The organism is Leptolyngbya sp. AN02str, assembly GCF_050565595.1.
In the GTDB taxonomy this organism is placed as follows: Bacteria; Cyanobacteriota; Cyanobacteriia; order Elainellales; family Elainellaceae; genus Kaiparowitsia.
Genome location: NZ_JBNXVR010000007.1, coordinates 122,723 through 147,869, shown reverse-complemented (window position 1 = coordinate 147,869; position 25,147 = coordinate 122,723). Strand labels below are relative to the sequence as shown.

Genomic DNA, 25,147 nt, shown 5'->3' with positions numbered 1-25,147 from the left:
CTCTTAAGCAAATTGAGCCGAGGCAAATCGCTAAGAGGCCTCATCTGGCGCGATCGCCCCCTCTATGGCAACCCCACTAGCCGGAGCCAAAAATGCCCGCCCCGATCGCTCACGCCACAAGGCCAACAGCGTGCTGGCAATAAAGATGCTGGAGTAAACCCCCGCAATAAATCCAATAATGAGGGCCAGAGCAAAGTATTTCAGCGTTTCGCCACCAAACAGGAAGATAGCCACCAGAGGCAGCACCGTTGTAAAGGTGGTGTTGATAGAACGGGTCAAGGTTTGGTTAACGGCATCATCCACAGTGTCGTTGATGTGGCGTTCTGGATGTTCTTTGATCAGCTCGCGCACCCGATCGTAAATGACCACAGTATCGTTCACCGAAAATCCAACAATGGTTAACAAGGCAACGATAAATAGGCTATCGACTTCAACGCCCAACACCAAACCCAGCACCGCAAACACGCCTAAGGTGACCAACACATCGTGTAGCAGCGCAACGATCGCCAGCACCGCAAAGTCAGACTGAAATCGGAAACTTAGATAGACCATGATGCCCACAAAGGACACCACGAGGGCCAGCATTCCCGAAGTGAAGAGCTGGCGACCAATCGTTGGGCCAACGGTATCAATCTGCGTGGTTTGTGGGTCAAACTCGCCAATGCGATCGCTCAACGCACTGAGTAATGCCGTACGGTTTTCCACATCCAAAATCGAGGTGCGAATGGAAAGCGCGTGCTGTTCGTCTCCTAAGAGCTGAATGCTGCTGTTGGCTAAATTGCGGTCTGCTAGCACATCCCGCACATCGCTGGGCGAAATGGGACCTTCGCAGGTATCGGTGCGAGCGCAAATCAGCTCAACTTGTAACCGAGTCCCCCCTACAAAGTCGAGACTAGGCCGAAGCGGAGCACCGACTTGCCGCCAAGAGATGAGCATGGCCACAATACCGCCAAGAATGACGGCCAGCGAAATCGCCCACCAAAGTTTGCGCTGTTGGATGACGTAAAGTTTCATGAGGCAACGTTGGCTTGAGACGACGAATTGGACAGCTTGGGAGCAAAGTACTGGGGCTTGCGCAACCCCGGAAAACTGAGAACAAATAGCAGCAGCGTTCGGCTACAGGTCAGTGCGGTAAACATACTCACCAACACACCCAGCGCCAGCGTCAGGGCAAAGCCCCGCACAAACCCCGATCCCAGCCAGAACAAGGCACCACAAGCAATGAGCGTGGTAACGTTACTGTCCAAAATGCTGGAAAAGGCTCGATAGAACCCAGATTCAACAGAGCGATACAGAGTTTTGCCAGCACGCAACTCTTCACGGGTGCGCTCAAAAATGAGGACGTTGGCATCAACCGCCATGCCAATGCTGAGGATGAAGCCGGCAATTCCGGGCAGGGTGAGCGTCACCCCCAGGAGGTCGAAAACGGCCAGAGACAGCAGTGAATAGATAATGAGGGAAACATCGGCGATCGCTCCTGGCAGGCGATAGTAAAACACCATAAACACCAGGACAAATACCAGTCCCGCCAAGCCAGCGTACAAACTGCGCTGAATGCTATCGCGGCCCAGGGTCGCGCCAACGGTACGGTTCTCAACAATTTCAACCGGAACGGGTAAGGCACCACTACGCAGCTGCAGGGATAGATCAGCGGCACGCTGGGCATTGAAGCCCCCGGTAATGCTAGCCCGCCCGCCCGTAATGCCCGTTTCGGCGTAGCGGGCTTCTACGGTGGGAGCGCTCAACAGTTCGTTATCCAGAAAGATGCCCAGGCCGCGTCCAGTTCCAGCAATGTTTTTGGTCAGCTCGGCAAACTGGTTGCCACCCTGGTCATCAAATTCGATGCCCACTTCCCAGGCAGAACCACTAATGGGAGCTGCGTAGGCATTCGTTAGGCGATCGCCTGTTAATTCTGTTTTGTCAAAATAGGTGGCAATTGAAGCGTTTGTTTCATCCAGCGCTTGCTGGTTGCGGGCGATCGCAGCTTCATCGCCCCCGCTAGCCAGCAGGGTTGCCTGCTCTTGCAATAGCGTTTGGCGAGCGCTGAATTCGGCCTGAAGATTGCCCTCAGTGCCAGCGCGCTGCTGACGAAAATCGAGCTGGGCGGTGCCACCCAGCACCCGCTCCGCCTGCTCTGGATCGCTCACACCGGGTAGCTGCACCACAAGCTGATCTTCGCCTGCGGTTTGCACCACCGATTCCGAAACCCCCAGACCGTTAATTCGTCGTTCCACAACACTGCGAACCCCTTCCAGTTTTTCGGGGGTAATTTCGGGAACTGCATCGGTGGGCAGCGCTTGAAGCGTTAGCTGCGAACCACCGCGCAAGTCAAGCCCCAACCGCATGGGAATTTGCGTAAGCACCACAATGGATGCGATCGTGAGCACCAAAATAAAAGCCAGAAGTGAGCGCTGCCTACCCATGTCTGTAGCTGATACAACATTCGCTATGATAGCCGGAACCGCGAGCGAATGGTCAGGGCTTCTGCCTCCCTTCCTAGCGCTAGTCCATCCCAGCTAAATGCTGTATTTTCAAGAAGCGCGCAACGCACACATCTTTTTCTTGCGATCGCCCAGGTGGAATCTACAGCCATGTCCGGTGCATTTCAATCTACCCCGCATATTGAACGATCCGAAGTAGAACTCTCGATTGTGGTTCCGTTTTACAACGAGGAGCTGAATATTGATTGGTTCTTTGAGCGGATTGAGGCCGTGTTGGCACCGCTTAATGTGGCCTATGAGGTGGTGTGTGTCAACGATGGCAGTCGCGATCAAACTGTGTCTTTTTTAATTGCTCATCATCATCGCAATCCCGCCATTAAGGTGGTGGATTTTTCGCGCAACTTTGGCAAAGAAGTGGCAATTACCGCTGGCATGGACTACACCGTGGGCAATGCGGTTGTGGTGATGGATGCCGATCTGCAAGACCCACCAGAGCTGATTCATGAGTTGCTTGCCAAGTGGCGCGAAGGGTTTGATGTGGTGTATGCCGTGCGGCGATCGCGCCAAGGAGAAACCTGGCTCAAGCGCTTCACCGCCTACAGCTTTTATCGGGTCATTGGCCGCGTTAGCAATACCCCCATTCCCAGAGATACCGGAGACTTTCGCTTGCTCGATCGGCGGGTAGTCGAGGTACTCAAGCAAATTCCGGAGCGCACCCGCTTTATGAAAGGGCTGTTTGCCTGGGTGGGCTTTCGGCAAACTGCTGTCGAGTACGATCGCGCCCCCCGCTACCAGGGCCGCTCCACCTGGAATTATTGGAAGCTCTGGAACTTTGCGTTGGATGGCATTTTTTCCTTTAGCCTGGTGCCGCTGAAGCTGTGGGGCTACTTGGGCCTGATGATTTCCCTCATCACGCTCATGTATGCGGGCTTTTTGGTGGTGCGCACGCTGCTGTTTGGGGTGGATGTGCCGGGGTATGCCTCGCTGATGGTGGCGGTTTTGTCGCTGGGCGGCGTGCAGCTGATGACGCTGGGCATTTTGGGCGAATATCTGGGACGCGTGTACGAAGAGGTAAAGGGGCGACCTCTGTATCTCGTGCGCAATGCCTACGGATTTAGCAACTACCCAGCCGTTTCGATGAGTACTCCTTCATCTCGCAACTAGGCGTTGTTTCAAAGAGGCTATTTGACCCGCTCCACGGTGAGCGATAAGGCTCCAGTTTCTAGAACAACGGCAGCGGTGACTTGGCGATCGCCATATATCGTCGAAAATTGCGGTTCCTTGCGTTGTCGGAACGTTTCTTCCGCTTTTGCAACCAACCAATCAACCGAGTCCAAATTGGGAATCACCTCCGTCAGAAACGCAGCAAGATACATACCGCTAACCAGACCTTCATTCGTGCGTGCAGATGGGGCGACCAAGGTAGCTTTTGTCACTTCGCGATCGCCAATCAGCTCAATTACAGCACCGTTGGAGGCTTTGCCAATAATTCTTGGCTGGCCGTTGATGGGCGAAGCCTCCTCAAGACTAAACTCAATGCCATAACCCTCAAGGTTGTACAGCAGTTGATTTCGAGAAATCCCTAACGCTGTAAAGTTATCCCCGTTTTGAATTGCGGTGGCTTGTTGCTGCGCATAGTTCAAATTTCGTTGGTATTCTGTCAGCTTTTGCTGAGCCACGGCGTAGTTTTTGTCGCCTTGGGGAATCGTGTTGAGGCGCTCGATCGCCTGGCTCCACAGCGATGACACACCCTGCCAATCCTCCGTGGATGCAGCGGTTTGAGCAAACGTTGCGGCAGCCATTCCGGTATCCAGTGCAAGCTGATAATTGGGGCTCGTTGAGGCAACGGGTGTGGGCGTTGGGGTAGCGGCTGGGGGAGATGGAGGGGCAGCGGGTGCCGATTCTACAGCGGCAGGTGAGGGCGATGCTTCAGGGGATGCGATCGCGTCTGCTACTGGTGCCGTTGAGGTTTTGTTATAGAACACTGTGGCGATCGCCCCCACACCTAACAGACCCACAACACTGACGCCAAGTATTGCGATCATCCAGCCCTGTTTCTTCTGCTCACCCTTATCTGCAACGGAAACGCTTACGTTGACCTTGGCCATAGTCAGGTAATCAGCAACAACGCCCTCAGGTTTCCCACACCAGGCTTCTCTGTATCAAGATGTTTACAAGCGTGTCATGTGATACACACAACCCTTCAGTAAGGTGGAGTGTTTGGGTTGGTGGTGGTGAGGAAGAGCGATCGCCCTCGTTCCTCTCTCGCTAGATAGAAGTTGCGCGCGGGTCAAACCCCTGACAGATGAACGAAACCGAAAATAGCCCCTACGGTTGCGATAGAGATGCAACTGTAGAGCTAGATAACCATGACTTCTGTGACAGGCAAGCCCGTTTCTTACTGGATTGATTCCACCCCCCAAGGCGAATTTCCCACCTTTCAGGCTGACTTATTGCCCGATTTGCGCGTCGATGTGGCGATCGTTGGGGGCGGCATTGCGGGAATGACAGCGGCCATGCTGCTCAAGCAAGCTGGAAAAACTGTCGCTGTCATCGAAGCCGATACCATTGGAGCAGGCGTAACCGGAAAAACCACCGCCAAAATTACCTCGCTCCACCAACTGGTCTACGCATCGCTGATCAAAGAGCACGGAGAAGAGAAGGCTCGGCTCTATGGAGAGTCCAACCAGGCGGCGATCGAGCAGGTGTCTTTGTGGGTGCGATCAGAAGAGATTGACTGCGACTTTAGCCGACGCAGCACTTACACCTTTGCCGAATCATCCGGCCAACTCGACAAGATTAAAGACGAAGTGGAAGCCGCCCAGCGGTTGGGGTTGCCTGCTTCCTTTGTCACAGAAACCTCGTTGCCTTTTCCCATCGCTGGGGCCGTAAAGTTCGACAACCAGGCACAGTTTCATCCCCGCAAGTATTTGCAGCATTTGGCACGGCTGATTTCGGGTGCTGGTAGTTACATTTTTGAGCACACCCGAGTAACCGGACTGGAGGAAGGCGCACCCTGCAAAATAGTGACTGAGCGGGGAGTGCTGTGGGCGCAGGATGTGTTGATTACAACAAACTTGCCCATTTCGGATGAGGGTTTGTTTTTCGCCAAGGGGTATCCGCAGCGGTCGTACATTGTGGCAGCAGAGGTAGACCCCAGCCAGGCGCCAGAAGGCATGTACATTGGTGTGGGCGAGGGCTATCGTTCGCTACGCACAACCCCCTACGGCGATCGCCTCTTGCTGATGATCGGTGGCGAAGGCCACAAAGTTGGCACGGTGGAAGATACTGAGTCCCGTTTTGCCAAGCTAGAGGAATATGGACGCGATCGCTTTGGGATTGAGTCTTTTGCGTATCGCTGGTCAAATCAAGACATTGTCTCGTTTGATAAGCTGCCTTATGTAGGCCGATTAACCCCCATGCACGAGCACACCTTTGTCGCGACGGGCTTTAGCCTGTGGGGCATGAGCAACGGCACTCTGGCAGGAATGCTGCTTGCCGATGCAGTGCAGGGCAAAGACAATCCCTGGGAATCGCTCTACGATTCGCTGCGGGTAACGCCGTTTCTCTCGGGTACGTCCATTAAAGAGAACCTAGATGTGGGCAAGCACTGGGTGGGCGATCGCCTTAAAGGCTTGACCGAACACTCTCTCAACGATGTCGCTATCGGTGAAGGAAAACTGCTCACTATTGATGGCAAAAAGGTAGCGGCCTATCGGGATGAGCAAAGCCAAATTCATGCGGTGTCGGCCACCTGTCCGCACTTGGGCTGCATTGTGAACTGGAACAATGCCGAGAAAAGCTGGGATTGTCCCTGTCATGGATCGCGCTTTGGGTGCGATGGGGAAATTTTGCAAGGGCCAGCGATTCAACCGTTAGAGCAGGCGTAGCGATTAGAACAGGCGTAGCGCTCGCCCCCATATGATATCGACCCGACCATGGGGATAGGTGAACTCAGGAATGAGAGGTTGCCATCCTCGTTGCTGGTAGAGGGCGATCGCAGGCCCGTTGCCAGCCATCGTCGAGAGCACCGCCGTGCGATGGGGCAAGTGGGTCAGCAGGCGATCGTGCAACCGTCCGCCAATGCCTCGCCGCTGATGGGATGGAATCACCGCCAGTTCCACAAATTCAAACCCGTCGGCCAGCCAGTATTTGGTCCGCTCTGGGCCAAGCGCTTGGGCAATCATATCCGCCCACCAGCGCCCCGGTAAACAACTGTGCCCACAGGCAAACCCAACCATGCGGTTTGAGATGTCTTCGTAGGCGACCACACAACGAAACCCTTGCCAGTTCTGAATTTCAAGGAGCGATTCTCGAAAGCTATCGGCATCTTGCTGAGTTTCGTGGTAGGGAGGTGCCGAAAATGCTAGAAAGTACGCTTCTACCAAAGCATCGAGATGAGACCACAGGCCGCCAACGGTCAGTTCTTCAATATGCACAGTGATGGATGGAAGATGCGATCGCCGCACTGGAAGGAGTCATTCATATTGTGCCTCTCCAATGTCGTGTGAATTACATTGGACAGCCGTCAGTTTCAATTGAGCATTTTCCCAAGAGTGACGCGGCGCATCTCCCTCAAAGTCGTGTAACGCGACTCATGTCTCAAAAAGCTATTCGTGGAGGAGGTTTAACCCATGACAAGGAACCGTTTGGTTCCTTGCCACAGGGTTTGTTGGCGTTTTGGCAATTCCCAGAACTAGAACAGGAAGTATCGCTGAGCCATAGGCAACTCGGTTGCGGGTTCGCAGGTCAACAGTTCGCCATCGGCCCGCACTTCATAGGTTTCAGGATCAACCTCTATTTGAGGTGTGTAGTCATTGAGCTTCAGGTCTTTTTTGCCAATGTTGCGGGTGTTGGCCACGGCGATCGCCTGCTTTTGGAGCCGAAGCTGCTCAGGAATTCCGGCTTTGAGGGCTGCTTTAGAAACAAAGGTCAGGGATGTGGCAGCGATCGCCCCACTGTAGCTACCAAACATCGGTCGCATATGCACAGGCTGCGGCGTGGGAATGCTGGCATTGGGATCTCCCATTTGCGCCCAGGCAATCAGCCCGCCCTTGATCACCAGTTCTGGCTTCACGCCAAAAAAGGCAGGCTTCCATAGGCACAAGTCCGCTAGCTTGCCCACCTCCACCGATCCCACATGGTTGGCAATGCCGTGGGTAATGGCGGGGTTAATGGTGTACTTGGCCACGTAGCGCTTGGCGCGAGTATTGTCATTGCGGTTACTGTCGCCCGCAAGCGCCCCCCGCTGCACCTTCATTTTGTGCCCCGTTTGCCAGGTTCGCAGAATCACCTCGCCCACGCGCCCCATGGCCTGCGAGTCGGAAGAGATAATGCTGAATGCGCCCAAGTCATGCAGAATATCTTCGGCGGCGATGGTTTCGCGGCGAATACGGGACTCAGCAAAGGCTACATCCTCAGGAATCCCTTTATCCAAGTGATGGCACACCATCAGCATGTCCAGGTGCTCTTCTAGCGTGTTTACGGTGTAGGGCCGGGTCGGGTTGGTTGAAGAGGGCAGCACGTTCAACTCGCCACACACTTTAATAATGTCTGGCGCGTGGCCACCGCCTGCCCCTTCAGTGTGGTACGTGTGAATTGTTCGCCCTTTGAATGCGGCGATCGTGTCTTCCACAAAGCCCGACTCGTTGAGCGTGTCGGTGTGAATCGCCACCTGCACATCGTACTCATCCGCCACACTCAGGCAGGTATCAATGGTGGCAGGGGTGGTGCCCCAGTCTTCATGCAGCTTTAGGCCAATCACTCCGGCTTCTACTTGCTCGGCCAAGCCTTCGGGTTTGCCACTGTTGCCTTTGCCCAAAAATCCCAGGTTTACCGGAAATACATCCGCAGCTTGCAGCATCCGGTAAATATTCCACGCGCCTGGGGTACAGGTTGTCGCATTAGTGCCCGTGGCTGGCCCGGTACCGCCGCCAATCATTGTGGTAATGCCCGAAGCGATCGCCGTTTCAATTTGCTGCGGACAAATGAAGTGGATATGGGCATCAATGCCACCCGCCGTGAGAATCATACCTTCTCCGGCGATCGCCTCTGTTGCCGGGCCAATAACAATCGTCACATTATCCTGAATGTAGGGATTGCCCGCCTTCCCAATGCCCACAATGCGGCCATCTTTAATACCCACATCCGCCTTGACAATGCCCCACCAGTCCAAAATCAGCGCATTGGTAATAACAACATCCACCGCACCGCCCTCGCGAGTAATGGGCGACTGCCCCATACCATCGCGAATGACCTTACCGCCACCAAACTTCACCTCATCTCCATAGGTAGTCAGGTCCTGCTCCACCTCAATGATCAACTCGGTATCGGCCAGTCGAAGGCGATCGCCCACCGTCGGCCCAAACGTCTCGGCATAGGCACGGCGCTCCATGCGGTAGCTCATAGCAAGTCCTCAAACACAGCAGCAACAAATAGACACAGCCCTCACGCGAGTCCACCCAATAGACATCCTGCATGAATCCTTCAAAACACCATTCGTGCAGAAAGCTTAAGTTCGTGTGTTGGGTTGTGGGTAGGATGCGAAGCACCTTACCCACAACCCAACTGCGCAAGTCCTGAGACAATCTAACCCGCAGAGAGTATCACGGAGCGTGACGAAACAGACGAAATTTATTCCAAAGAATTGAATCCTCCCTCAGCCTTGCAGACGAGCCCCACCCAAAACCGCAAAACTGACTTAGGACTGACGACTTCATCCAAAAACCAGGGGCTTGATTAATGTTTGGAGTGCTTAGCGCTTAAAACATCAGTCAACTACATAAGTCCTGCAACTCTTCCAAGCAGGCTCATCAGCGGCTCAAATGTATCCATTTACGTTAGTTCAGCCATCCTGCAAAAAATGTGAATTAAATTGGGAAGCATGCGTTAGCATTAGTCGTTATTCCTTAAGTTCCCTCAAAGTCCGCACTGTAGTTACGTTCAAGAAATTCACCCCCTCGGTAACGAAACTGTGTTTAGCAGCTTCAAAGGATTACTCTCAAAAAAAACCCAAGGCGTTGGCATTGAACTCACCCCGGATCGGGTAAATTTGGCTCGACTCAAGAGGAAAGGTCAAGGCTTCCAGTTACTGACTCTCGCCTCAGCCGAAGTGCCCGAGGGCGTGTTCCAGGAGGGACAAATCCTCGACTCGGCAACCATGGCAGAAATCATTCAGTCCGTTATTGCCGAAAGCAAGCTCAAGATCAAACATGCCACCACAGCCATTCCGGGCGGGCGCGACACGGTCACCCGCATTATTCCGGTGCCTGCTGAGCTAGATGATCGAGAGCTGCGCGAAATGGTGCTCAACCAAGAAGCCGGACTTTATCTCCCCTTCCCCCGCGAAGAGGCCGATGTGGATTACCAAAAACTCGGTTTCTTTGTCGATGAGGATGGCATTGAAAAAGTGCAGGTTCTCCTGGTTGCCACGCGCAAAGAGGTCACAGACAGTTACGTCAGCACCTTCCAGCAGGCTGGCCTCGCAGTCGATGTTTTGGAAATTAGCAGTTTCTCTCTTATTCGCACCATTCGCGAACAACTGCGACAGTTTACCCCTCAAGAAGCTGCTGCGATCGTCGATATTGAATTTGAGAGCACCGAAATTTCTATCGTGGTGGATGGCGTTCCTCAGTTTTCAAGAACAGTCCCGATTGGTACATTCCAAATCCAAAGCGCCCTCAGTCGGGCGATGAATTTGCCACCCTCTCGCAATACCGATTTGCTGCAGGGCATGACCGTTCCGGTTACGCCAATGGATAGCGTGGGTGCCAGTCCCAAAATGGGTGGCACAAACCCAGGAACAGCAGCCATGCTGCGAGTTCTGGGCGAGCTAGCCGACGAACTGCGCCGCTCAATCGACTTTTACCTCAACCAAGGCGACAACATCGAAGTTGCTCAGCTCATGCTGGCTGGCCCAGGTGCCTCGATCGGCCAGCTCGATGAGTTTTTCTCCCAGCGGTTGAGCTTACCGGTCAGTCAGGTAGACCCGATTTCTGCCCTCTCCCTCGAGGTCGATCAAGAGATTGCCCCCGTCCAGCGGCCTGGTTTGGGAGTCGTGCTTGGACTTGGATTGAGAGAGGCATGGTGAGATGTATAGCTTAGATATCAATTTCTTAAACGATCGCGAAGAGCGGCCTTCTGAGGTTGCAGGTGGTGGAGTTGTTCGGGGGCAACAGGAAAGTAATCGACCTCTCATTATCGGAGCGATTATTGGCGGTTTGCTGCCAGCTTTGGTCGGGGCTTTGTGGCTGGTTTTGAATACCCAAAACAGCAGTTTGCGAACCCGTCAAGCGGATCTGGACTCTCAGCTGGCATCGCTGCAAGCTCGGCTAGCGGAAGTCGAGCAAATCAATACGCGAGTGTCGCTCATTGAGGCCGAGAACCAAGCTCTTGCCAGTGTGTTTGACCGGGTAAAACCCTGGTCGGCTATCATTCAAGACCTGCGGGGTCGGGTTCCGGCTGGGTTGCAAATTTTGGCCATTCGGCAAACTCAGGACGAAGCACCAGTCGCGTTGACGCCACCTGACCCAACTCAGCCCCCAACGACTGCACCAGAGCCACCGCCCCCAGTGATTGCAATATCAGGAGTGGCGCGATCGTTTAATGATGTCAACGATTTGCTGGCGTTGTTAAAGCAATCAACCTTTTGGGATCCCGACACGCTCAAGATTGAGAGTGCCTTGCTCGTTCCCAATAAGGCAGAGGTCGAGTTTCAAGGCGAGCAGCCGCAGGGGTTAGAAGTTCGCTTGCCAGACGTTGTGGAATACACCATCTCGGGAGAGCTGACTAAGCGGCCTTCGTCTGAGCTGCTGCAAGATATGCGCAACACGTTGTCGGTTGGGTTGCCTGCACGAATTGATGCACTTCGGGATTTGGGAGTAGTACAGCCATGACAGTGGGTGGAGATTTTATTCCTGGGGACGTGAACGCGGCAGATGAGCCAAATTATCCTGTTGTGTTTGGGGTAAAGCTAACGCCAACCATTCTTGGTATTTTGCTGGCGTTAGTTGGGTTGGGGGCGGCGCTCTGGTTATTGCTCAATGCGTTGCAGCCTGCATTCCAAGAAAACCAAACGCTAAAGCAGGATATTGCCGAAAAGGAACGGCAGCTAGTCGATCAGGGGGCGGTACAGCAACAAATTGATGATGCCCAAGTTCGACTTGAGGAAGCCGAGCAACTGCGGGCCGATGTGTTGGCGCTTTTTGCTGATGAGGAGAGCTTGGATACGTTGCTGCTGGACATTAACGAACGGGTTCAGTCTGCCAATGCGGGTGTGAGTCCTTCTCGACAGGTGCAAGATGCTGAAGGGGAAACCCTGGCCAGCAGCGATCCGCGCGCCACGTTGACTCAGTTTGAGCTCGTAGAGCCAGAGGTTGGCCCCGATGGAACGGTGGCGTCGGATGTGATTAACGACAGCTCGTTTGGCCCTGAGGTGAATGGCAAGCTGCGTGAGCGTGTGTTCGATGTGGAAATGCTGGGAACCTTTGCCCAAACTCAATCCATTATTCGCAATATTGAGCGTTTGCAGCCATTGTTGGTGGCTCGAGATTTTGAGTCGGAGGTGGCAGGGACTGAACGGGTGCTGGTGAATCGGCAAGGACAGCTTGTAAGTACGTTTGAGCCAAAGTTGAGAACGTCGTTTCAATTGATTGCGCTTATTCCGAATGAGGAGTTGCCGTCGTCGGCCCAACCTGAAATTGATCCCACGACCGGATTCCCGATTGATCCAACGTTGGGGTATCCGGTTGATCCGAGTACGGGGCAGGCCATTGATCCGGCAACTGGACAACCTGTGATTGATCCGGCGACTGGACAACCTCTCGTTGCGCCGTCTCCGCCCCCTGCTCCGGCTCAGTAGGGGTGGCCGCGGTTACTTGGGGTTACTCAGAAGTAACGGTGTGATTGAGGTGCAGCTTGAGTACATGTGATTTGGATGCTGATTGTATTTCGCTCGGTTTGAAAGGAGGAGTGAAGCGTGAGACCCTTGATTGGATTGACTGAATTTTTGGGAGGAGGCGCGATCGCCCTGGTGATGGCTTTACCAGCGATCGCAGCCCCGACTCAAGTAACGGGTGTAGAAGTTCGCCCAGCCGCTGGCGGAATTAGTGTACAGCTGATGACCAGTGATGGCGATCGCCCCCAGGTCTTTACCGTAAGCCAGGGCAATGCATTGGTGGCCGACTTTACCAACGCTCAGCTGCGGCTGCCGGATGGCAACGGCTACCTGCAGGCCAACCCAGCACCCGGAGTGGCCATGGTGATGGTGAATCAGCTTGATGCCACCACTGTGCGAGTTACCGTAGCTGGGCAAACTGCTCCCCCGGTAGGGCAAATTAGCCAAGACGCCAACCGAATTGTGATGAGTGTGAACACGGGTGGTGCTGCGGGTGGCCCAACCGATGGGGCGATCGCCCAGTTGCCTCCTCCTTCTAACGTGCCACCACCCAACGTGATGGTGCCAAATCCCCAAGTCACGATTGATGGCGTTCCGGTTGCCCCGTCTGGGACACCAGGAGCTTTGGGCTTACCGGGTAGTGGGCCTTCGGGTGTGCCGCCACTGCTGCCTCGGGCGATCGCGCCCCCGGTTGGCGATATTGCCGTGTCTTCGGGTGACTTTAGCCCATCGATTGTAAACCTGGGCACCAGCGAGCGAGTGCCGCGCCTTGTTCTGCGCAATGCGCCCGTACGCGATGTGTTGTCCCTGTTGGGCCGAGCAGCAGGCATCAACGTTGCCTATATTGGCGATGCGCCACCAGCAGATCCCCAAGCGACACAATCGGGAACCCCCGATGCTAACCGGCCCCAAGACATTCGCATCTCCCTGGATATTGAAAACGAGCCAGTGCAGAACGTCTTTAACTACGTGCTGCGCATTGCAGGCTTAGAAGCGAACCTCACAGGCCGGACTGTCTTTGTGGGGCCACGGCTGCCCAACTCGGCTCGTAACTTGGTGGTACGCACTCTGCGGCTCAATCAGGTTACGCTGGGACCCGCCCTCAACTTTTTGGTAGGCCTTGGGGCTGAAACAGCCGTCAGCCGAGAGCGCTTGGTCACCAGTGTGAACGCAGTTGGGGTGCAAGCTGCTGAGGGAACAAGTACCTCGCCCATTACTCAAACTCAAACCACCACCGAAGAGCGGATCGAAGTTCAGCGGGTTGCGTATCAAGACTCGGAACCGTTGTTGCGTGGCCTTCAGGTAACAGGCGATGAGCGCACAAACTCGGTAACCCTGGTGGGAACGCCGCAGTTAGTGGAATTGGCAACGTCACAGCTGGTTAACCTGGATGTGCGCCGTCGTCAGGTTGCGGTGAACGTACGAGTCATCGACGTGAACCTGCTGGAGACCGGCAACGTCGGTTCTAGCTTTGGCTTTGGGATTGGTGACTTTGGGATTGATGTGCTGAGTGGCCTTGCCCCTGATGGCATTGGCGTTGGCTTTGATGAACGCTTTGCAACCAGCCCGTTTGTGGCTCGGCTGAATGCTGCGATCACCAACGGCAACGCCAAAATCTTGACCGATCCTACGCTGGTGATTCAGGAAGGCCAAACGGCTGAAGTGGCGTTGACCCAAGACGTGATCACGAACTTTACCCGAGAGGTAACCGTATCGGAAGGGGTGGCCACAATTTCGATTCAGGCCGAGCGGTTGCCTGCGGGTTTGGTGCTGGAAGTCCAGGTTGATCGAATTGATGACAATGGCTTCATCTCGCTATCGGTAGCTCCATCCGTGACGGCAGTCGCCGATACGCAGACGATTGAGATTGACGATAGCGAAAACACCATTACCTTGCTCCAGTCACGACGTTTGTCATCTGGACAGGTGCGCGTGCGCGATGGGCAAACGCTGGTGCTATCGGGAATTATCCAAGACGCCGATCGGGTTGAGGTATCTAAGGTACCTATCTTAGGTGATATTCCGCTGCTGGGTGCTCTATTTAGACGCACCGAGCGAACCAATGAGCGCAACGAGGTGATTGTGGTGCTCACTCCTCAAATCATTAACGATTCGGATCAGTCGTCGTTTGGCTATCGCTATGTGCCAGGCAGCCGCGATACTCAAAACCTGATTGAGCGAGGCCGTCCCTAGGCTAGCGAAGCGTTTCTAGGGCGAATTCTCTAAAGCATCCAAAATCCACAAGGGAGCGATCGCTCCCTTTTTTTGTGCCTAATTGTGTGACAAGGCGTGACAAGAAGCAGGATGGCGGAAGTTGGACTCTCCAATCTAGCCCAGCTTGTTATAGAAATATGAATTTCAACACCCTTTTTGGCAATCCCAAGTCATCGCAAATTCGCGATTTCTCAGACGCTCGGTCAAGCAGAGGAAAGGGCGATCGCACGGATTAAAAACCTGATGTAGCGTCAGAAAAATTCATCATTTAATCCGCTAATGGTATTTTGAGCTGATAGTAAAATAGGCTTATTTTATAAGTTAAAGTTATTTCAAAGCAGAGGCATTAAACTGCAAAATTTGCCCCTTTGTGAGCTTGCCACTTGTTTTGGGGAAAAGGATAAATCCTAGATGCCACAAGGGATTACAAAAGTTTTCAATTATTGCTAACTTTCATTTTTGCCAAAAAAAGTCGAGAGTTTTGAGAAGCCCTAGAGAACACGGTGATTGTCCCGGCTAACTAGAGTTTTTGCAGTTTTTTGGCGATTTTTAGCCTAATTCAACCCTCAAATCACGAAGAAAAGTTAAAAAACCGCCCAAATCCATATAAATTAAAGGTTTTGACGATCCAGTTTTGCCAACTAGCCACTAGAATTAAGCATTGAAAATTCGAGTGCATCAGGGTTTCAGCCATTTCATGCTGGCTCACTCTCGAATTCAATTTTTGATCGTTGTAATGATGATCAAATTCTTATAGACGAACATGGAAGGAGAATCTCATGAACAAAGGCGAATTAGTGGATAAGGTGGCAGAAAAAGCCAACGTAACCAAGAAGCAGGCCGATGCTGTTCTCAGCGCCGCAATTGATTCCATCATGGAAGCGGTTTCTCAGGGTGAAAAGGTTACTTTGGTGGGGTTTGGTTCCTTCGAACCTCGTGAACGCAAAGCCCGTGAAGGCCGCAATCCCAAGACGGGTGAAGCGATGGAAATTCCTGCAACAAAGGTTCCTGCCTTTTCCGCTGGCAAGCTGTTCAAAGAATTGGTGGCTCCTAAGTAAACGCCGAGTTTGTGCAAAATCAACGGTTGAAACAACCTGTGCATGGGGGAAATTTAGCCTGGGCAGCATCGCTGGCGGGCTGTTCCCCCTCTTTTATTCTTGATTTTTCTGCGAGTATCAATCCGCTAGGGCCACCCCAGTCGGTCCTTGATGCGATCGCCCATTCCATTCACCTGTTGCGCCACTACCCCGACCCTGGCTATGGGGCATTGCGGCAAGCACTAGCCCAGCATCACCAACTCGACCCTGAGTGGGTTTTGCCAGGCAATGGTTCCGCAGAGTTGTTGACCTGGGCTGGCCGCGAATTGGCCGATTGTGAGGCAACCTATTTGCCAACGCCAGCCTTTGGCGACTATCGGCGATCGCTCAACGCTTTTGACGCCTCGGTCGTGGATTTGCCGTTTTGGGTGGATGCGCCCATTGAGCAATCTGAGCAACCATTAGTCAGCCAGGGGGCGTTGGTGCTGTCTCGCTGTCCGCTGCCAGAGTCGGTGCCCTCGGCAAACTGTGGGCTGATCGTCAACAATCCCCATAACCCAACCGGCCAACTGTTTGCGCAGAGTACGTTGTTGCCAGCTTTAGAACGATTTCGGCTGGTGGTGGTAGATGAGGCATTTATGGACTTTTTGCCGCCAGAGTACGATCAAAGCGTGGCCGCTCTGGTGATGCAGCATCCCAATTTGGTAGTGTTGCGATCGCTCACCAAGTTCTACAGTTTGCCGGGGCTGCGGCTGGGCTATGCCATTGCCCACCCCGATCGGCTGCGCTTGTGGCAGCAATGGCGAGATCCGTGGAGCGTAAACACGCTCGCCGAAGTTGCCGCGATCGCCGCCCTGGCTGATGCCCCCTTTCAACAACAAACCTGGGATTGGCTATCCGCCGCGCGATCGCAAGTATTCACCGGTCTGCGTCACATTTCGGGCCTTACGCCGCTTCCTGGTGCAGCCAACTATTTGCTCGTCAAAAGCGATCGCTCTGCAGTGGAACTGCAACACAACCTGCTCAAACACCACCGCATTCTCATTCGCGACTGCATCAGCTTTCCTGAATTGGGCGATCGCTACTTTCGCATTGCCATTCGCACCCCCACCGAAAACCAAACGCTCCTCACCGCACTCACTCAAGCCCTCTTCTCTAACCTCTAGCTCTTCCCCACTCTCTATTCCGAGCGCCTATGCCCGTAGACTACGACCTCGTCATTATTGGTGGCACACTGGCGGCACGAGAGGCCGCGATCGCCGCTGCTGGTCTGCGGGCGCAAGTGGCACTGGTAGAGCCTCCAAACCAGGATCGAGGCCTAGATGCGGACTTATGTTTGCGCCTGTGGCAACAGGTGGGGCAGCAGCAGCGGCAAGCCAATCGGGTAGAACCGTTCAAGGGCAATCTTTTACCCAAGCCAGAAAGGTCCACCCCAGAGCAGATTAGTCAGTCCTGGAGCCAGGGCATGGCCTGGGCGCAAACGATCGCGGACACCCTCGCAGAAGAGCGATCGCTAGAGGTCTTGTCGGCCCAAGGGGTGGATGTGCGAGTAGGGCGAGGCGAGTTTGTGCGGCGGCCAAACGTTGGCTTTGTCGTGGAAGGGCACCTGTTGCGATCGCGCGCCTATTTGCTAGCCAACCAACGCACCACTCCTCAGCTCGATCTTCCTGGGTTGCCAGGCGTTTCACCGCTTACACCCGAAACGTTGGTCACGCTGGGTCAGCTGCAGCGGCTTCCACGGCGACTGTTGATTTTAGGTGGCGATAGTCGGGCGGTGGCCTGGGCACAAGCTCTGGTTCGCATCGGTATTGAGGCAACGGTAATATGCCCCAGTCGGATGTTGCCGAATGAAGATCCAGAGCTAGCTGCGCTCATGCAGGCGGTGTTAGAAGCCGATGGGGTTCACGTGTTGTCTCACACGCCCATCGATGCCGCCGAGGCGCAGGCCCAGCAGGTTGTGGTGCAGGCCCATGGGCGATCGCTCAAGGGAGATCACATTCTGATAACGGCCCCACCCCAGCTTGATCAAACAGGGCTAAATTTGGCCGGAATTGGCCTGGAATCCCTCACCGTGACATCCAAACTCAAGACCCGCCACCCTCGGGTGTATGCCCTGAGTGGCGACTCACAGCACGCCCAATTCGAGGCCGCGATCGCCATTAAGAATGCGCTGTTTCTGCCACTGTGGCGGCTTCAACCGCAGTGGATGCCCAACATTGTGCGCACCGACCCACCCCTAGCGCGAGTCGGCTTGACCGCAGCCCAAGCCCAACAGCAATGGGGCAAAGCGGTTTCGAGCATTGCGCTGCCGCTCAAGCAGGTACCCAAAGCACAGCTCCGGGCCGAAACAACAGGTTTATCCAAGTTTGTGGTGCATCGCAACGGCCAAATTTTGGGAGCGCATATTTTGGCTCCTGAAGCAGAAGAGTGGATAGGGACGATCGCTCTTGCCATGCAAACCCGACAGCCATTACCCAAACTTGCCAAAGGTGCGATCGCCAGCTCATCGGTTGCTGCAATCCTGTACGAAGCAGAACGCGTGTGGCGAATGCAGCTGCTTCATCAACATCCACGGGTGCTAGATGCCCTCGATTCAGGGTTTGATTGGTTGCGATCGCGCGATCACTAAAGGAACGTCAGTTTCGGTTAAAGTTTTTTCATAAGGTTTGCACGGCGCGCAAACCTTATGAAAAAGCCCCAGCATTGGTAGACCAGATGCTGGGGCTTGAATTGTCCTTAATATGGGCAATTTACGGCTTTAAGCTTGTCGCCCCAAATAGGGGGTCAAGCTTAAAGCCTACTCCTGCAGCTCTGCGGTACGCACCGAAAACTGCTGCGAGCGATCACCCCGACGCACAGTAACGCGGAGCGCCTTACCCAGTCCGCTATTTTCCACCAGCCGCTGAAGCTGATCGGCTGTGGTCACCGCTTGTCCATCAATTTGAGTCACCACATCGCCCCGCCGAATTCCGGCACTTGCAGCAGGTGAATTGGGCACCACCCCCATCACCAGCACCCCGCTCACCTCGGGCAGCATCATGGTTGAGTTGGGGTCTTCGTTATTGCGTCGCGACAGTTCGGGCGTCAGTGTGGCGATTTGCACACCCAAGTAGGGATGCACCACCCGCTCACCCCGAGCAAGACGAGGAATAATTTCTTTGGCCTTGTTGATGGGAATGGCAAAGCCGATGCCCATCGCATTGGCTCGAATGGCAGTATTAATGCCAATGACCTCGCCGCGTTCGTTGAGCAGGGGTCCGCCAGAGTTGCCAGGGTTAATAGCAGCATCCGTTTGTATGAAGTCGAGCCGCTTATCGGGAATGCCCACCATCGCGCTAGATCGGTTGAGCGTGCTCACAATTCCCAACGTAACGGTATTATCCAACCCGAGGGGATTCCCAACGGCGATCGCCCAGTCACCCACTTGCACCGCATCAGAGTCACCCAGGCTAGAAACCGGCAACTCTTCGCCCGATACCGAGATTTTCACCACGGCCAAATCGGTAACCTCATCAACCCCTTTCACATCTCCTTCAAACGTACGGCCATCTTTGAGCCGCACCATCACACTATCGGCCCCATTCACCACATGCGCATTGGTCAAAATTGTGCCGTTCGTATCAATAATGAAGCCAGACCCCTGACCTTGCTGTCGCTCTTCGTAAGGTCCCGGCATCATCATACCTTCCCCAAAAAATCGCCGAAAGAACGGATCGTTGAGAAACGGATCCACATTGCGGGTGACCGTACGCTCGGTGTCGATACGCACCACGGCATTGCCAACCCGGTTCACCGCAGCAGCAACAAAGCTACCTCCCTGAGTCGTAACAGGGGCGATCGCCGTTAGGGTCTCTGCTTGGGTAGGCCGCATTCCCAGCGGATTCACCAGCAGCATCGCCCCCAACACCAGCACAAAAATTCGAGTCAATGGTTGTTTGAATCTTGAGGTGAAAAGATTCCATTGCATAGCACGTACCTAATAGCCGTTTGAGAACCTTATCTATGGATAGAGCAAGAGATGTAACGACATGCTACCGAACAGACTCAACTAGGTTGCTCATGGCCTAGCTGCACTATCATCAGTTGGATCCATTCGCGCAAGCAGTCTCATCGATATCTTAGCGATCGGTCCGGGGCCCCGTCATGGTGAGAAAAACGAACCACCCGCCCTAGTTAAATGAACTGGTCTAAGATCAACACATTACAGGAGAGGTCGTCTCGTGCGACCCATGATCTGCGATCCATGACTTACGACCCATGATTCAAGGCTAGCGATCCAAGATGATGGCCAACGTCAATGATCCAGGTCGTTCATCTAGGTTCGCTTCTTTGATTTTGCCAAATTTGCTTCGGTTTCTAGCTCTCTCACATTTCTGAACGCATGACTGCATCCAAAATGCCCACTTCTCCCGAGTTCCCATCCCCCCATGAGCATCATGATGCGCCCCATACCCATGTACATGATGCAGAAACGCTCCGACAAATCACCAATCGCTTATCCCGAATTGAAGGCCACATTCGTGGGGTAAAGCAGATGGTAAACGAAAGTCGCCCCTGTCCTGATGTGCTGGTGCAAATTGCCGCCGTACGTGGCGCGCTCGATCGCGTTGCCCGCATCATTTTGGATGAGCACTTAACCGAGTGTGTGGCCCGCGCCGCCAAAGAAGGGAATATCGACGACGAACTCAACGCTCTCAAATCTGCTCTCGATCGCTTTTTGCCGTAACGGCACAGCTCGGCAAAAAGACAAGTGGCACCCGCCTTCGACATGGGCTAATCGCCAGCCGTCGCGTACACCATGATGGGGCTTACGATAGAGCCACTCGCTCAAGCCGCGATCGCACTCCTTACGATAGGACTCTTTGCATGAAAGGAACCTAGTCTGAACATTTAAGCGCTAGTTGGCGTTTATTTTTTGTCCAGATTCTAAAAAACTGATTATCCATTAATGCGGATCAGTTAGTGGAGGAAGCCTAACACCCTTGTTCCAATGGGGTTCTGGCAATCTGTTCCTGTCAGCCAAGCTCCATCGGCTCCTTTATCGCTAATAACATCAGCAGCGGTAGACCGAGCTCACGAAACCACATTGATTTTTGAAGTGGATTTCTGGCAACGGATTGATGAGCACAAGAGAATTTGGCAATGAGTGCGAGTTAAATTATCAACCGCATAAACTTTTCGACCCTAATTTGTAATTGAATAAAAATTTCAAAATTCCATGAATTTAACAGCTAAAAAAGAAAACTAAAGACTAGAGCCAAAAATCAAAACCCATAGAATTGCAATATGTAAAAATTGAATAAACCCATTCAATAAAACAATTCAATACATTACAAACTTCAGCAGTTAAAGCTTACCGCCCTAAACCCTGAACGTTTATTCATACTTAATCCACCGTTAAAAGTAGGCTGATGTTTTCTACCTATCATTACGGTTCTACTTTTCAAATTACGAATCCACTTAAACCTCGCGAGCACGTCGGGTGTCTTATTCACGTCGTAATTTTTTGATGCTGGCTGGCTCAACAGCCATCGGAGCAACCGCACTGTCCTCATTAGAGAAACTGATCGGCAGAGTTGTTGAGGGTCAAGCGGCTCGGGGAGTCGGCTACGGCCCGCTGTCACCCAGAATGCCTGTCAATGCCGGCGAGCTGGTTGGGGTTGTGCGTGATGGCATTGACCTGGGCAGAACTCCCATTCTGCAACTGCCGCCAGAGTTCAACTACGCCGCATTTTCAATCGTTGGGCAGCCTATGGATGATGGCAACTTAGTGCCCAGCGCTCATGATGGCATGGCGGCGTTTCCTGGCCCGAATCAGACAACCATTCTGGTGCGAAACCATGAGTTAGACCCAACTTCTTCAACCCAGGTGAATGTGTCAAAGCTGTATGACACTAGCGCGGGCGGTACCACAACGCTGATTGTTGGCTCCAATCGCCGAGTTATCAAACAGTGGGGCTCTTTGGGTGGCACGATCCGCAACTGTGCGGGGGGTCCGACACCCTGGGGTAGCTGGATTACGTGTGAAGAGAACGTGTCTGTACCCAACGGCACGAACGTTTTCAAGAAGCATGGCTATAACTTTGAAGTTCCTGTCACAGCGAACATGGCCGTTGCTGACCCTGTACCGTTGGCGGCAATGGGACGGTTCAACCACGAAGCCGTTGCAGTTGATCCAGCCACTGGATATGTATATCAGACAGAAGACAGAGGTGATAGCTGCTTCTACCGTTTCCGTCCCAATGTGAAAGGCAATCTGAGAAGCGGTGGTGTTCTTGAAGCACTCGTCATTGAAGGGATGCCCACTGTTAATACAGCCACCAATTTCTCGCAGTACAAGGGCCAAGCGCTGCCTGTCAGCTGGGTTCATATTAGCGATGTTGACCCCGATACCGATACTGTGCGATTTGAGGCGCAGGATAAGGGAGCCGCTAAGTTTTCTCGTGGCGAAGGTGCTTGGTACGGGAACAATCAGATTTACTTCACCTGTACCAGTGGCGGTGATGCGAGATTTGGTCAGGTATTTGCCTACAACGTAAGCACTGAAACGCTGACTCTGGTGATTGAATCTCCAGGGCGGGATGTGCTGGATTACCCAGACAACATTACCGTTGCCCCATTTGGCGATCTGATGCTGTGTGAAGACGGTAGTGGCGGGAATACTGACAATTACATTGTGGGGGTTAACCAGGCTGGCGAGTTGTACCAATTTGCGAAGAACAATATTAATGACAGTGAGTATGCTGGTGCTTGCTTCTCGCCTGATGGCAACACGATGTTTGTCAACATTTACTCGCCAGGTATCACGATGGCAATTTGGGGTCCCTGGAACCGTCGCCGCGGTTGGAGAATGTTGGCCCTTCCGCAACTCTTCTCTTCTTGATGGCTCAGTTGAAGAAGGGCAATCTGTCGCGATCGCCCTTCTTCAACTGAGCCACTTTCATGGCCTTACGTAATTAGGTTAGGGCGGAGATGGTTCGAGCCGCACAGCGTTGCCCCACAATCATCATTCTGAGTTCGAGCGCGTAGCGCTATTCGAATTGTTGTTTACATCCTGAAGCGCGTACTGAACTATGCACTCTGCTCCATCGTCATCGGCTGTCTCTACTGCGTGGCAGCGGCTTCGCAACAACGAAATCACTTGTGAGCAGGCTCTCAAGTTGCTGGTCAATGATCAAGGCATCATCAACCAATACTTGATTGATTCAGATGTGAGCAATCGCTTTTTAAGAGAGTTTCCTGATGGAAGAATGCTACCGCCAGTCGTGCCGTTGTTGCTGTGGCGGAACTGTTATTACCTGGGAAGCCCCAAACCCCTCACACCGGAGCAGATTCAATACATTGGCGATCGCACCCTTACCAAGATTCAAATTATCTCGATTGCTGAGAAGAGTTACCGCACGTGGTGTCACACCCAAAAGGTTGACCAGAACCGCATTACCGCCAGTCTCTCAAACAACCCGTTCATGGGTGAAGCCGATGCAGACGAGTTAGTAGAAATCACTGAACTACACCTGGCCAAGGCTGTGGATCAAATCAGCCGCATCAAAACTATTATTTCTGGAGCTTTGCGGAATCGAGCAAGTGATATTCACTTGGAGCCCACCAGCGAGGGGCTACGAGTTCGCTATCGCATTGATGGCATTTTGCGAGACATTACTTTGTTGCCCCGAGAGATTAGCCGTCGCTGCATTGTGGCGCTCAAGGTGATGGCAGGCATGGATATTGCCGAAAGCCGTCGCCCCCAGGATGCACGTATTGGCGATCGCTACATGACCGACAATGCCGACGAATTGGGGCTAGACATGCGGGTGAGCACCCTACCCTGCGTTGAAGGCGAAAAGGCTGTGATCCGTCTCCTCCCGCGCGAAAATCCGTTCAGCACCATTCGCGAGTTAGGCTTTACGCCCAAGGCCCTAGAAATTTACCAGCACTGGCTGCGGCAGCCTCAGGGAATGGTCATTTTTACCGGGCCCACCGGTTCGGGCAAAACCAGCACCCTGTACACGAGCCTGCAAGAGCTCGCCACCGAATTCGTCAACGTGGTGACGGTGGAAGATCCAGTGGAATACGTGCTACCCCGCATTACCCAAACCCAGGTGCATGAGCCTGCTGGCATGACCTTTGCCGCTGGACTGCGGGCCATTCTGCGGCAAGACCCCGATATTATTATGGTGGGCGAAATTCGCGATGCCGAAACCGCAGAAACCGCCGTTCGAGCAGCGTTAACAGGACATCTGGTGCTGACGACCCTGCACACCAACGATGCTCCCAGTGCCATTCCCCGCTTAAAAGATATTGGCCCTGATCCAGGACTGATCAGCGACGCGCTGTTGGGCATTGTGGCCCAGCGGTTGGTGCGTCGGGTGTGCCCGCACTGCGCCGAACCCTATACACCAACCGAGCGAGACCTGGAGGTGCTGCAACTCAACCCAAAGCAGACCTACGGCAACCAATGGCAGAAGGGTAAAGGGTGTGCCCGGTGCTTTCATTCGGGCTACGCGGGACGAGAAGCCATGATTGAGCTGCTCGATGTGGATCAAACCGTGCGCGAACTCATCTATGAAGGCACCATGACGCAACTGCACGCCTATCTCGACGAGATAGGGTTCAATTCGTTTCGCGCTGCTGCGATCGCCAAAGTTGCCGCTGGTATCACAACGGTGGACGAAGTGCTGCGGGTTCTGCCTCATAGCTCGCTGCATCGGCGAGTTCCCCGTTCCATTCACGCCAGCCATGGCAAAAATGGACAGAGTCGAACCGACAAACAAGCGATCGCAGATCCCGAATCCCACCCCCTTACTCCGCCGACTGGACCAGCTCCTCGGCCAGCATTTCCTCATAAATAACCGGAAGCGATGCTGTCATGGAGTTGGTTTCGATGCCGTAGCCCAGGCTGGTCCAGGTAGGCGAAAGGATATACAACACAGTATCTAGCTGGCCGTCGCGCAACAGCTCCGACAAGTCTGCATTCCATGCACGCGGATCATCTAGCCAGTTGTGCATCACCCAGTCCTGGTATTCCGGGGCAAAGCTGTACTGCTCCCACCACAGCAAGCCATCGGGCTTGGGATGATACTTGCGGGCCTGTTCCTCCCAGGTGGAGCTAAGGAACTGATAGCGCCCCGCCGCAGTGGTGCAATCGCCCACATTGGGGCCCACCACAATGGGGATGCAAATGTCGGGATGCTGATCCAGGCTAGGAGCGCGATCGCCCCCATACAAGAGCGAGTAGGGCCGGGGATCGTTGGCTTCGCTGGCCGAAATGGTTCGCATCAGCGCTCGAAGATAGGGATCGCCACCCTCCATCACCAACGGCGCAGGCTGATAGTCATCCCACATTGGGTCTAGGGGCGATCGCCCATTTTCCAGCCGATCAAAGACAGCAACCGCCATCATTGCCATGCCACCCAGCACCACAGCCCGAGTCAACAAATTGGGCGATCGCTCTGGTGCAGCTTTGCGGGGCAAAGATTCCTTGGGAACGGCCGTAGACATTGAGGAGTGCGGTGACCGCAAGGGTCCACTGGCCCGGTGCCGATCCATCGGTTCCGCAGGCG

The 25,147-nt window shown here is 53.8% G+C and carries 18 protein-coding genes and 1 pseudogene; 12 read left to right on the top strand and 7 right to left on the bottom strand.

Annotation, left to right across the window (positions count from 1 at the left end; all coding sequences use genetic code 11):
• Positions 1-30: 30 nt before the first annotated feature.
• Positions 31-1,014 (bottom strand): protein translocase subunit SecF, encoded by a 984-nt coding sequence (gene secF, locus ACQ4M4_RS07665; RefSeq protein ID WP_430683888.1) that lies wholly within the window; start codon positions 1,012-1,014, stop codon positions 31-33.
• Positions 1,011-2,423: a protein translocase subunit SecD gene (gene secD / locus ACQ4M4_RS07660; protein ID WP_430683887.1), complete on the bottom strand. Its 1,413-nt coding sequence runs from the start codon at positions 2,421-2,423 to the stop codon at positions 1,011-1,013. Before secD ends, secF begins: the two co-directional genes overlap by 4 nt.
• A gap of 168 nt (positions 2,424-2,591) precedes the next feature.
• On the opposite strand from secD, the gene ACQ4M4_RS07655 reads away from it, so the two are divergent.
• Positions 2,592-3,605, top strand: coding sequence for a glycosyltransferase family 2 protein (locus ACQ4M4_RS07655; protein WP_430683886.1), 1,014 nt, complete (start codon positions 2,592-2,594; stop codon positions 3,603-3,605).
• Between the two features lie 17 nt (positions 3,606-3,622).
• On the opposite strand, the gene ACQ4M4_RS07650 is transcribed toward ACQ4M4_RS07655, so the two are convergent.
• Positions 3,623-4,549 (bottom strand): hypothetical protein, encoded by a 927-nt coding sequence (locus tag ACQ4M4_RS07650; protein WP_430683885.1) that lies wholly within the window; start codon positions 4,547-4,549, stop codon positions 3,623-3,625.
• Positions 4,550-4,810: 261 nt separating this feature from the next.
• Here ACQ4M4_RS07650 and ACQ4M4_RS07645 point away from each other — a divergent pair, with 261 nt between their 5' ends.
• Entirely contained in the window at positions 4,811-6,331 is a 1,521-nt protein-coding gene (locus ACQ4M4_RS07645; RefSeq protein WP_430683884.1) for an FAD-dependent oxidoreductase, read from the top strand.
• Positions 6,332-6,334: 3 nt separating this feature from the next.
• Here the strand turns inward: ACQ4M4_RS07645 and ACQ4M4_RS07640 are convergent, their stop codons facing one another.
• Positions 6,335-6,880 (bottom strand): N-acetyltransferase family protein, encoded by a 546-nt coding sequence (locus ACQ4M4_RS07640; protein WP_430683883.1) that lies wholly within the window; start codon positions 6,878-6,880, stop codon positions 6,335-6,337.
• Positions 6,881-7,137: 257 nt separating this feature from the next.
• Positions 7,138-8,847 carry an urease subunit alpha gene (ureC, locus tag ACQ4M4_RS07635; protein WP_430683882.1) on the bottom strand — a complete coding sequence of 570 codons (1,710 nt, stop codon included), beginning with the start codon at positions 8,845-8,847 and terminating at the stop codon, positions 7,138-7,140.
• Positions 8,848-9,414: 567 nt separating this feature from the next.
• On the opposite strand from ureC, the gene pilM reads away from it, so the two are divergent.
• The 7 genes and pseudogenes from pilM (at position 9,415) to ACQ4M4_RS07600 (ending at position 18,216) form a co-directional block, all read left to right on the top strand.
• Positions 9,415-10,530, top strand: a complete 1,116-nt coding sequence (pilM, locus tag ACQ4M4_RS07630; protein ID WP_430683881.1) for a type IV pilus assembly protein PilM — start codon at positions 9,415-9,417, stop codon at positions 10,528-10,530.
• A gap of 1 nt (position 10,531) precedes the next feature.
• Positions 10,532-11,335, top strand: a complete 804-nt coding sequence (locus tag ACQ4M4_RS07625) for a PilN domain-containing protein (protein ID WP_430683880.1) — start codon at positions 10,532-10,534, stop codon at positions 11,333-11,335.
• Entirely contained in the window at positions 11,332-12,300 is a 969-nt protein-coding gene (locus ACQ4M4_RS07620) for a hypothetical protein (protein ID WP_430683879.1), read from the top strand. The genes ACQ4M4_RS07625 and ACQ4M4_RS07620 overlap by 4 nt, the downstream gene beginning before the upstream one ends.
• Positions 12,301-12,417: 117 nt before the next feature.
• Positions 12,418-14,529 carry an AMIN domain-containing protein gene (locus ACQ4M4_RS07615; RefSeq protein ID WP_430683878.1) on the top strand — a complete coding sequence of 704 codons (2,112 nt, stop codon included), beginning with the start codon at positions 12,418-12,420 and terminating at the stop codon, positions 14,527-14,529.
• A gap of 785 nt (positions 14,530-15,314) precedes the next feature.
• Positions 15,315-15,608: pseudogene (locus ACQ4M4_RS07610) on the top strand (HU family DNA-binding protein); the annotation flags it as partial.
• Positions 15,609-15,619: 11 nt separating this feature from the next.
• Complete coding sequence (cobD, locus tag ACQ4M4_RS07605; RefSeq protein WP_430683877.1) at positions 15,620-16,753, top strand: threonine-phosphate decarboxylase CobD; 1,134 nt, start codon at positions 15,620-15,622, stop codon at positions 16,751-16,753.
• Between the two features lie 29 nt (positions 16,754-16,782).
• Positions 16,783-18,216, top strand: a complete 1,434-nt coding sequence (locus tag ACQ4M4_RS07600; protein ID WP_430683876.1) for an FAD-dependent oxidoreductase — start codon at positions 16,783-16,785, stop codon at positions 18,214-18,216.
• A 168-nt stretch (positions 18,217-18,384) separates the two neighbouring features.
• Here ACQ4M4_RS07600 and ACQ4M4_RS07595 read toward each other — a convergent pair whose 3' ends face one another.
• On the bottom strand, positions 18,385-19,554 hold the full coding sequence (locus ACQ4M4_RS07595; RefSeq protein ID WP_430683875.1) for an HhoA/HhoB/HtrA family serine endopeptidase: 1,170 nt from the start codon (positions 19,552-19,554) through the stop codon (positions 18,385-18,387).
• A 414-nt stretch (positions 19,555-19,968) separates the two neighbouring features.
• Between ACQ4M4_RS07595 and ACQ4M4_RS07590 the strand changes: the two genes are divergently transcribed.
• The 3 genes from ACQ4M4_RS07590 to ACQ4M4_RS07580 all read left to right on the top strand — a co-directional run bounded on the left by ACQ4M4_RS07590 (position 19,969) and on the right by ACQ4M4_RS07580 (position 24,436).
• A complete protein-coding gene (locus ACQ4M4_RS07590; RefSeq protein WP_430683874.1) occupies positions 19,969-20,313 on the top strand; it encodes a metal-sensing transcriptional repressor in 345 nt (114 codons plus the stop codon).
• A 756-nt stretch (positions 20,314-21,069) separates the two neighbouring features.
• On the top strand, positions 21,070-22,470 hold the full coding sequence (locus ACQ4M4_RS07585) for an alkaline phosphatase PhoX (RefSeq protein WP_430683873.1): 1,401 nt from the start codon (positions 21,070-21,072) through the stop codon (positions 22,468-22,470).
• Between the two features lie 190 nt (positions 22,471-22,660).
• Positions 22,661-24,436 (top strand): GspE/PulE family protein, encoded by a 1,776-nt coding sequence (locus ACQ4M4_RS07580; protein ID WP_430683872.1) that lies wholly within the window; start codon positions 22,661-22,663, stop codon positions 24,434-24,436.
• Here ACQ4M4_RS07580 and ACQ4M4_RS07575 read toward each other — a convergent pair.
• A complete protein-coding gene (locus ACQ4M4_RS07575) occupies positions 24,387-25,085 on the bottom strand; it encodes a glycoside hydrolase family 24 protein (protein WP_430683871.1) in 699 nt (232 codons plus the stop codon). The two genes, ACQ4M4_RS07580 and ACQ4M4_RS07575, sit on opposite strands and share 50 nt — an antisense overlap.
• Positions 25,086-25,147 lie beyond the last annotated feature (62 nt).

Coding starts and splice junctions, on each gene's coding strand:
- secF (WP_430683888.1), bottom strand. CDS start 1,014: ATGAAACTTTACGTCATCCAACAGCGCAAACTTTGGTGGGCGATTTCG.
- secD (WP_430683887.1), bottom strand. CDS start 2,423: ATGGGTAGGCAGCGCTCACTTCTGGCTTTTATTTTGGTGCTCACGATC.
- ACQ4M4_RS07655 (WP_430683886.1), top strand. CDS start 2,592: ATGTCCGGTGCATTTCAATCTACCCCGCATATTGAACGATCCGAAGTA.
- ACQ4M4_RS07650 (WP_430683885.1), bottom strand. CDS start 4,549: ATGGCCAAGGTCAACGTAAGCGTTTCCGTTGCAGATAAGGGTGAGCAG.
- ACQ4M4_RS07645 (WP_430683884.1), top strand. CDS start 4,811: ATGACTTCTGTGACAGGCAAGCCCGTTTCTTACTGGATTGATTCCACC.
- ureC (WP_430683882.1), bottom strand. CDS start 8,847: ATGAGCTACCGCATGGAGCGCCGTGCCTATGCCGAGACGTTTGGGCCG.
- ACQ4M4_RS07625 (WP_430683880.1), top strand. CDS start 10,532: ATGTATAGCTTAGATATCAATTTCTTAAACGATCGCGAAGAGCGGCCT.
- ACQ4M4_RS07620 (WP_430683879.1), top strand. CDS start 11,332: ATGACAGTGGGTGGAGATTTTATTCCTGGGGACGTGAACGCGGCAGAT.
- ACQ4M4_RS07600 (WP_430683876.1), top strand. CDS start 16,783: ATGCCCGTAGACTACGACCTCGTCATTATTGGTGGCACACTGGCGGCA.
- ACQ4M4_RS07595 (WP_430683875.1), bottom strand. CDS start 19,554: ATGCAATGGAATCTTTTCACCTCAAGATTCAAACAACCATTGACTCGA.
- ACQ4M4_RS07590 (WP_430683874.1), top strand. CDS start 19,969: ATGACTGCATCCAAAATGCCCACTTCTCCCGAGTTCCCATCCCCCCAT.
- ACQ4M4_RS07580 (WP_430683872.1), top strand. CDS start 22,661: ATGCACTCTGCTCCATCGTCATCGGCTGTCTCTACTGCGTGGCAGCGG.
- ACQ4M4_RS07575 (WP_430683871.1), bottom strand. CDS start 25,085: ATGTCTACGGCCGTTCCCAAGGAATCTTTGCCCCGCAAAGCTGCACCA.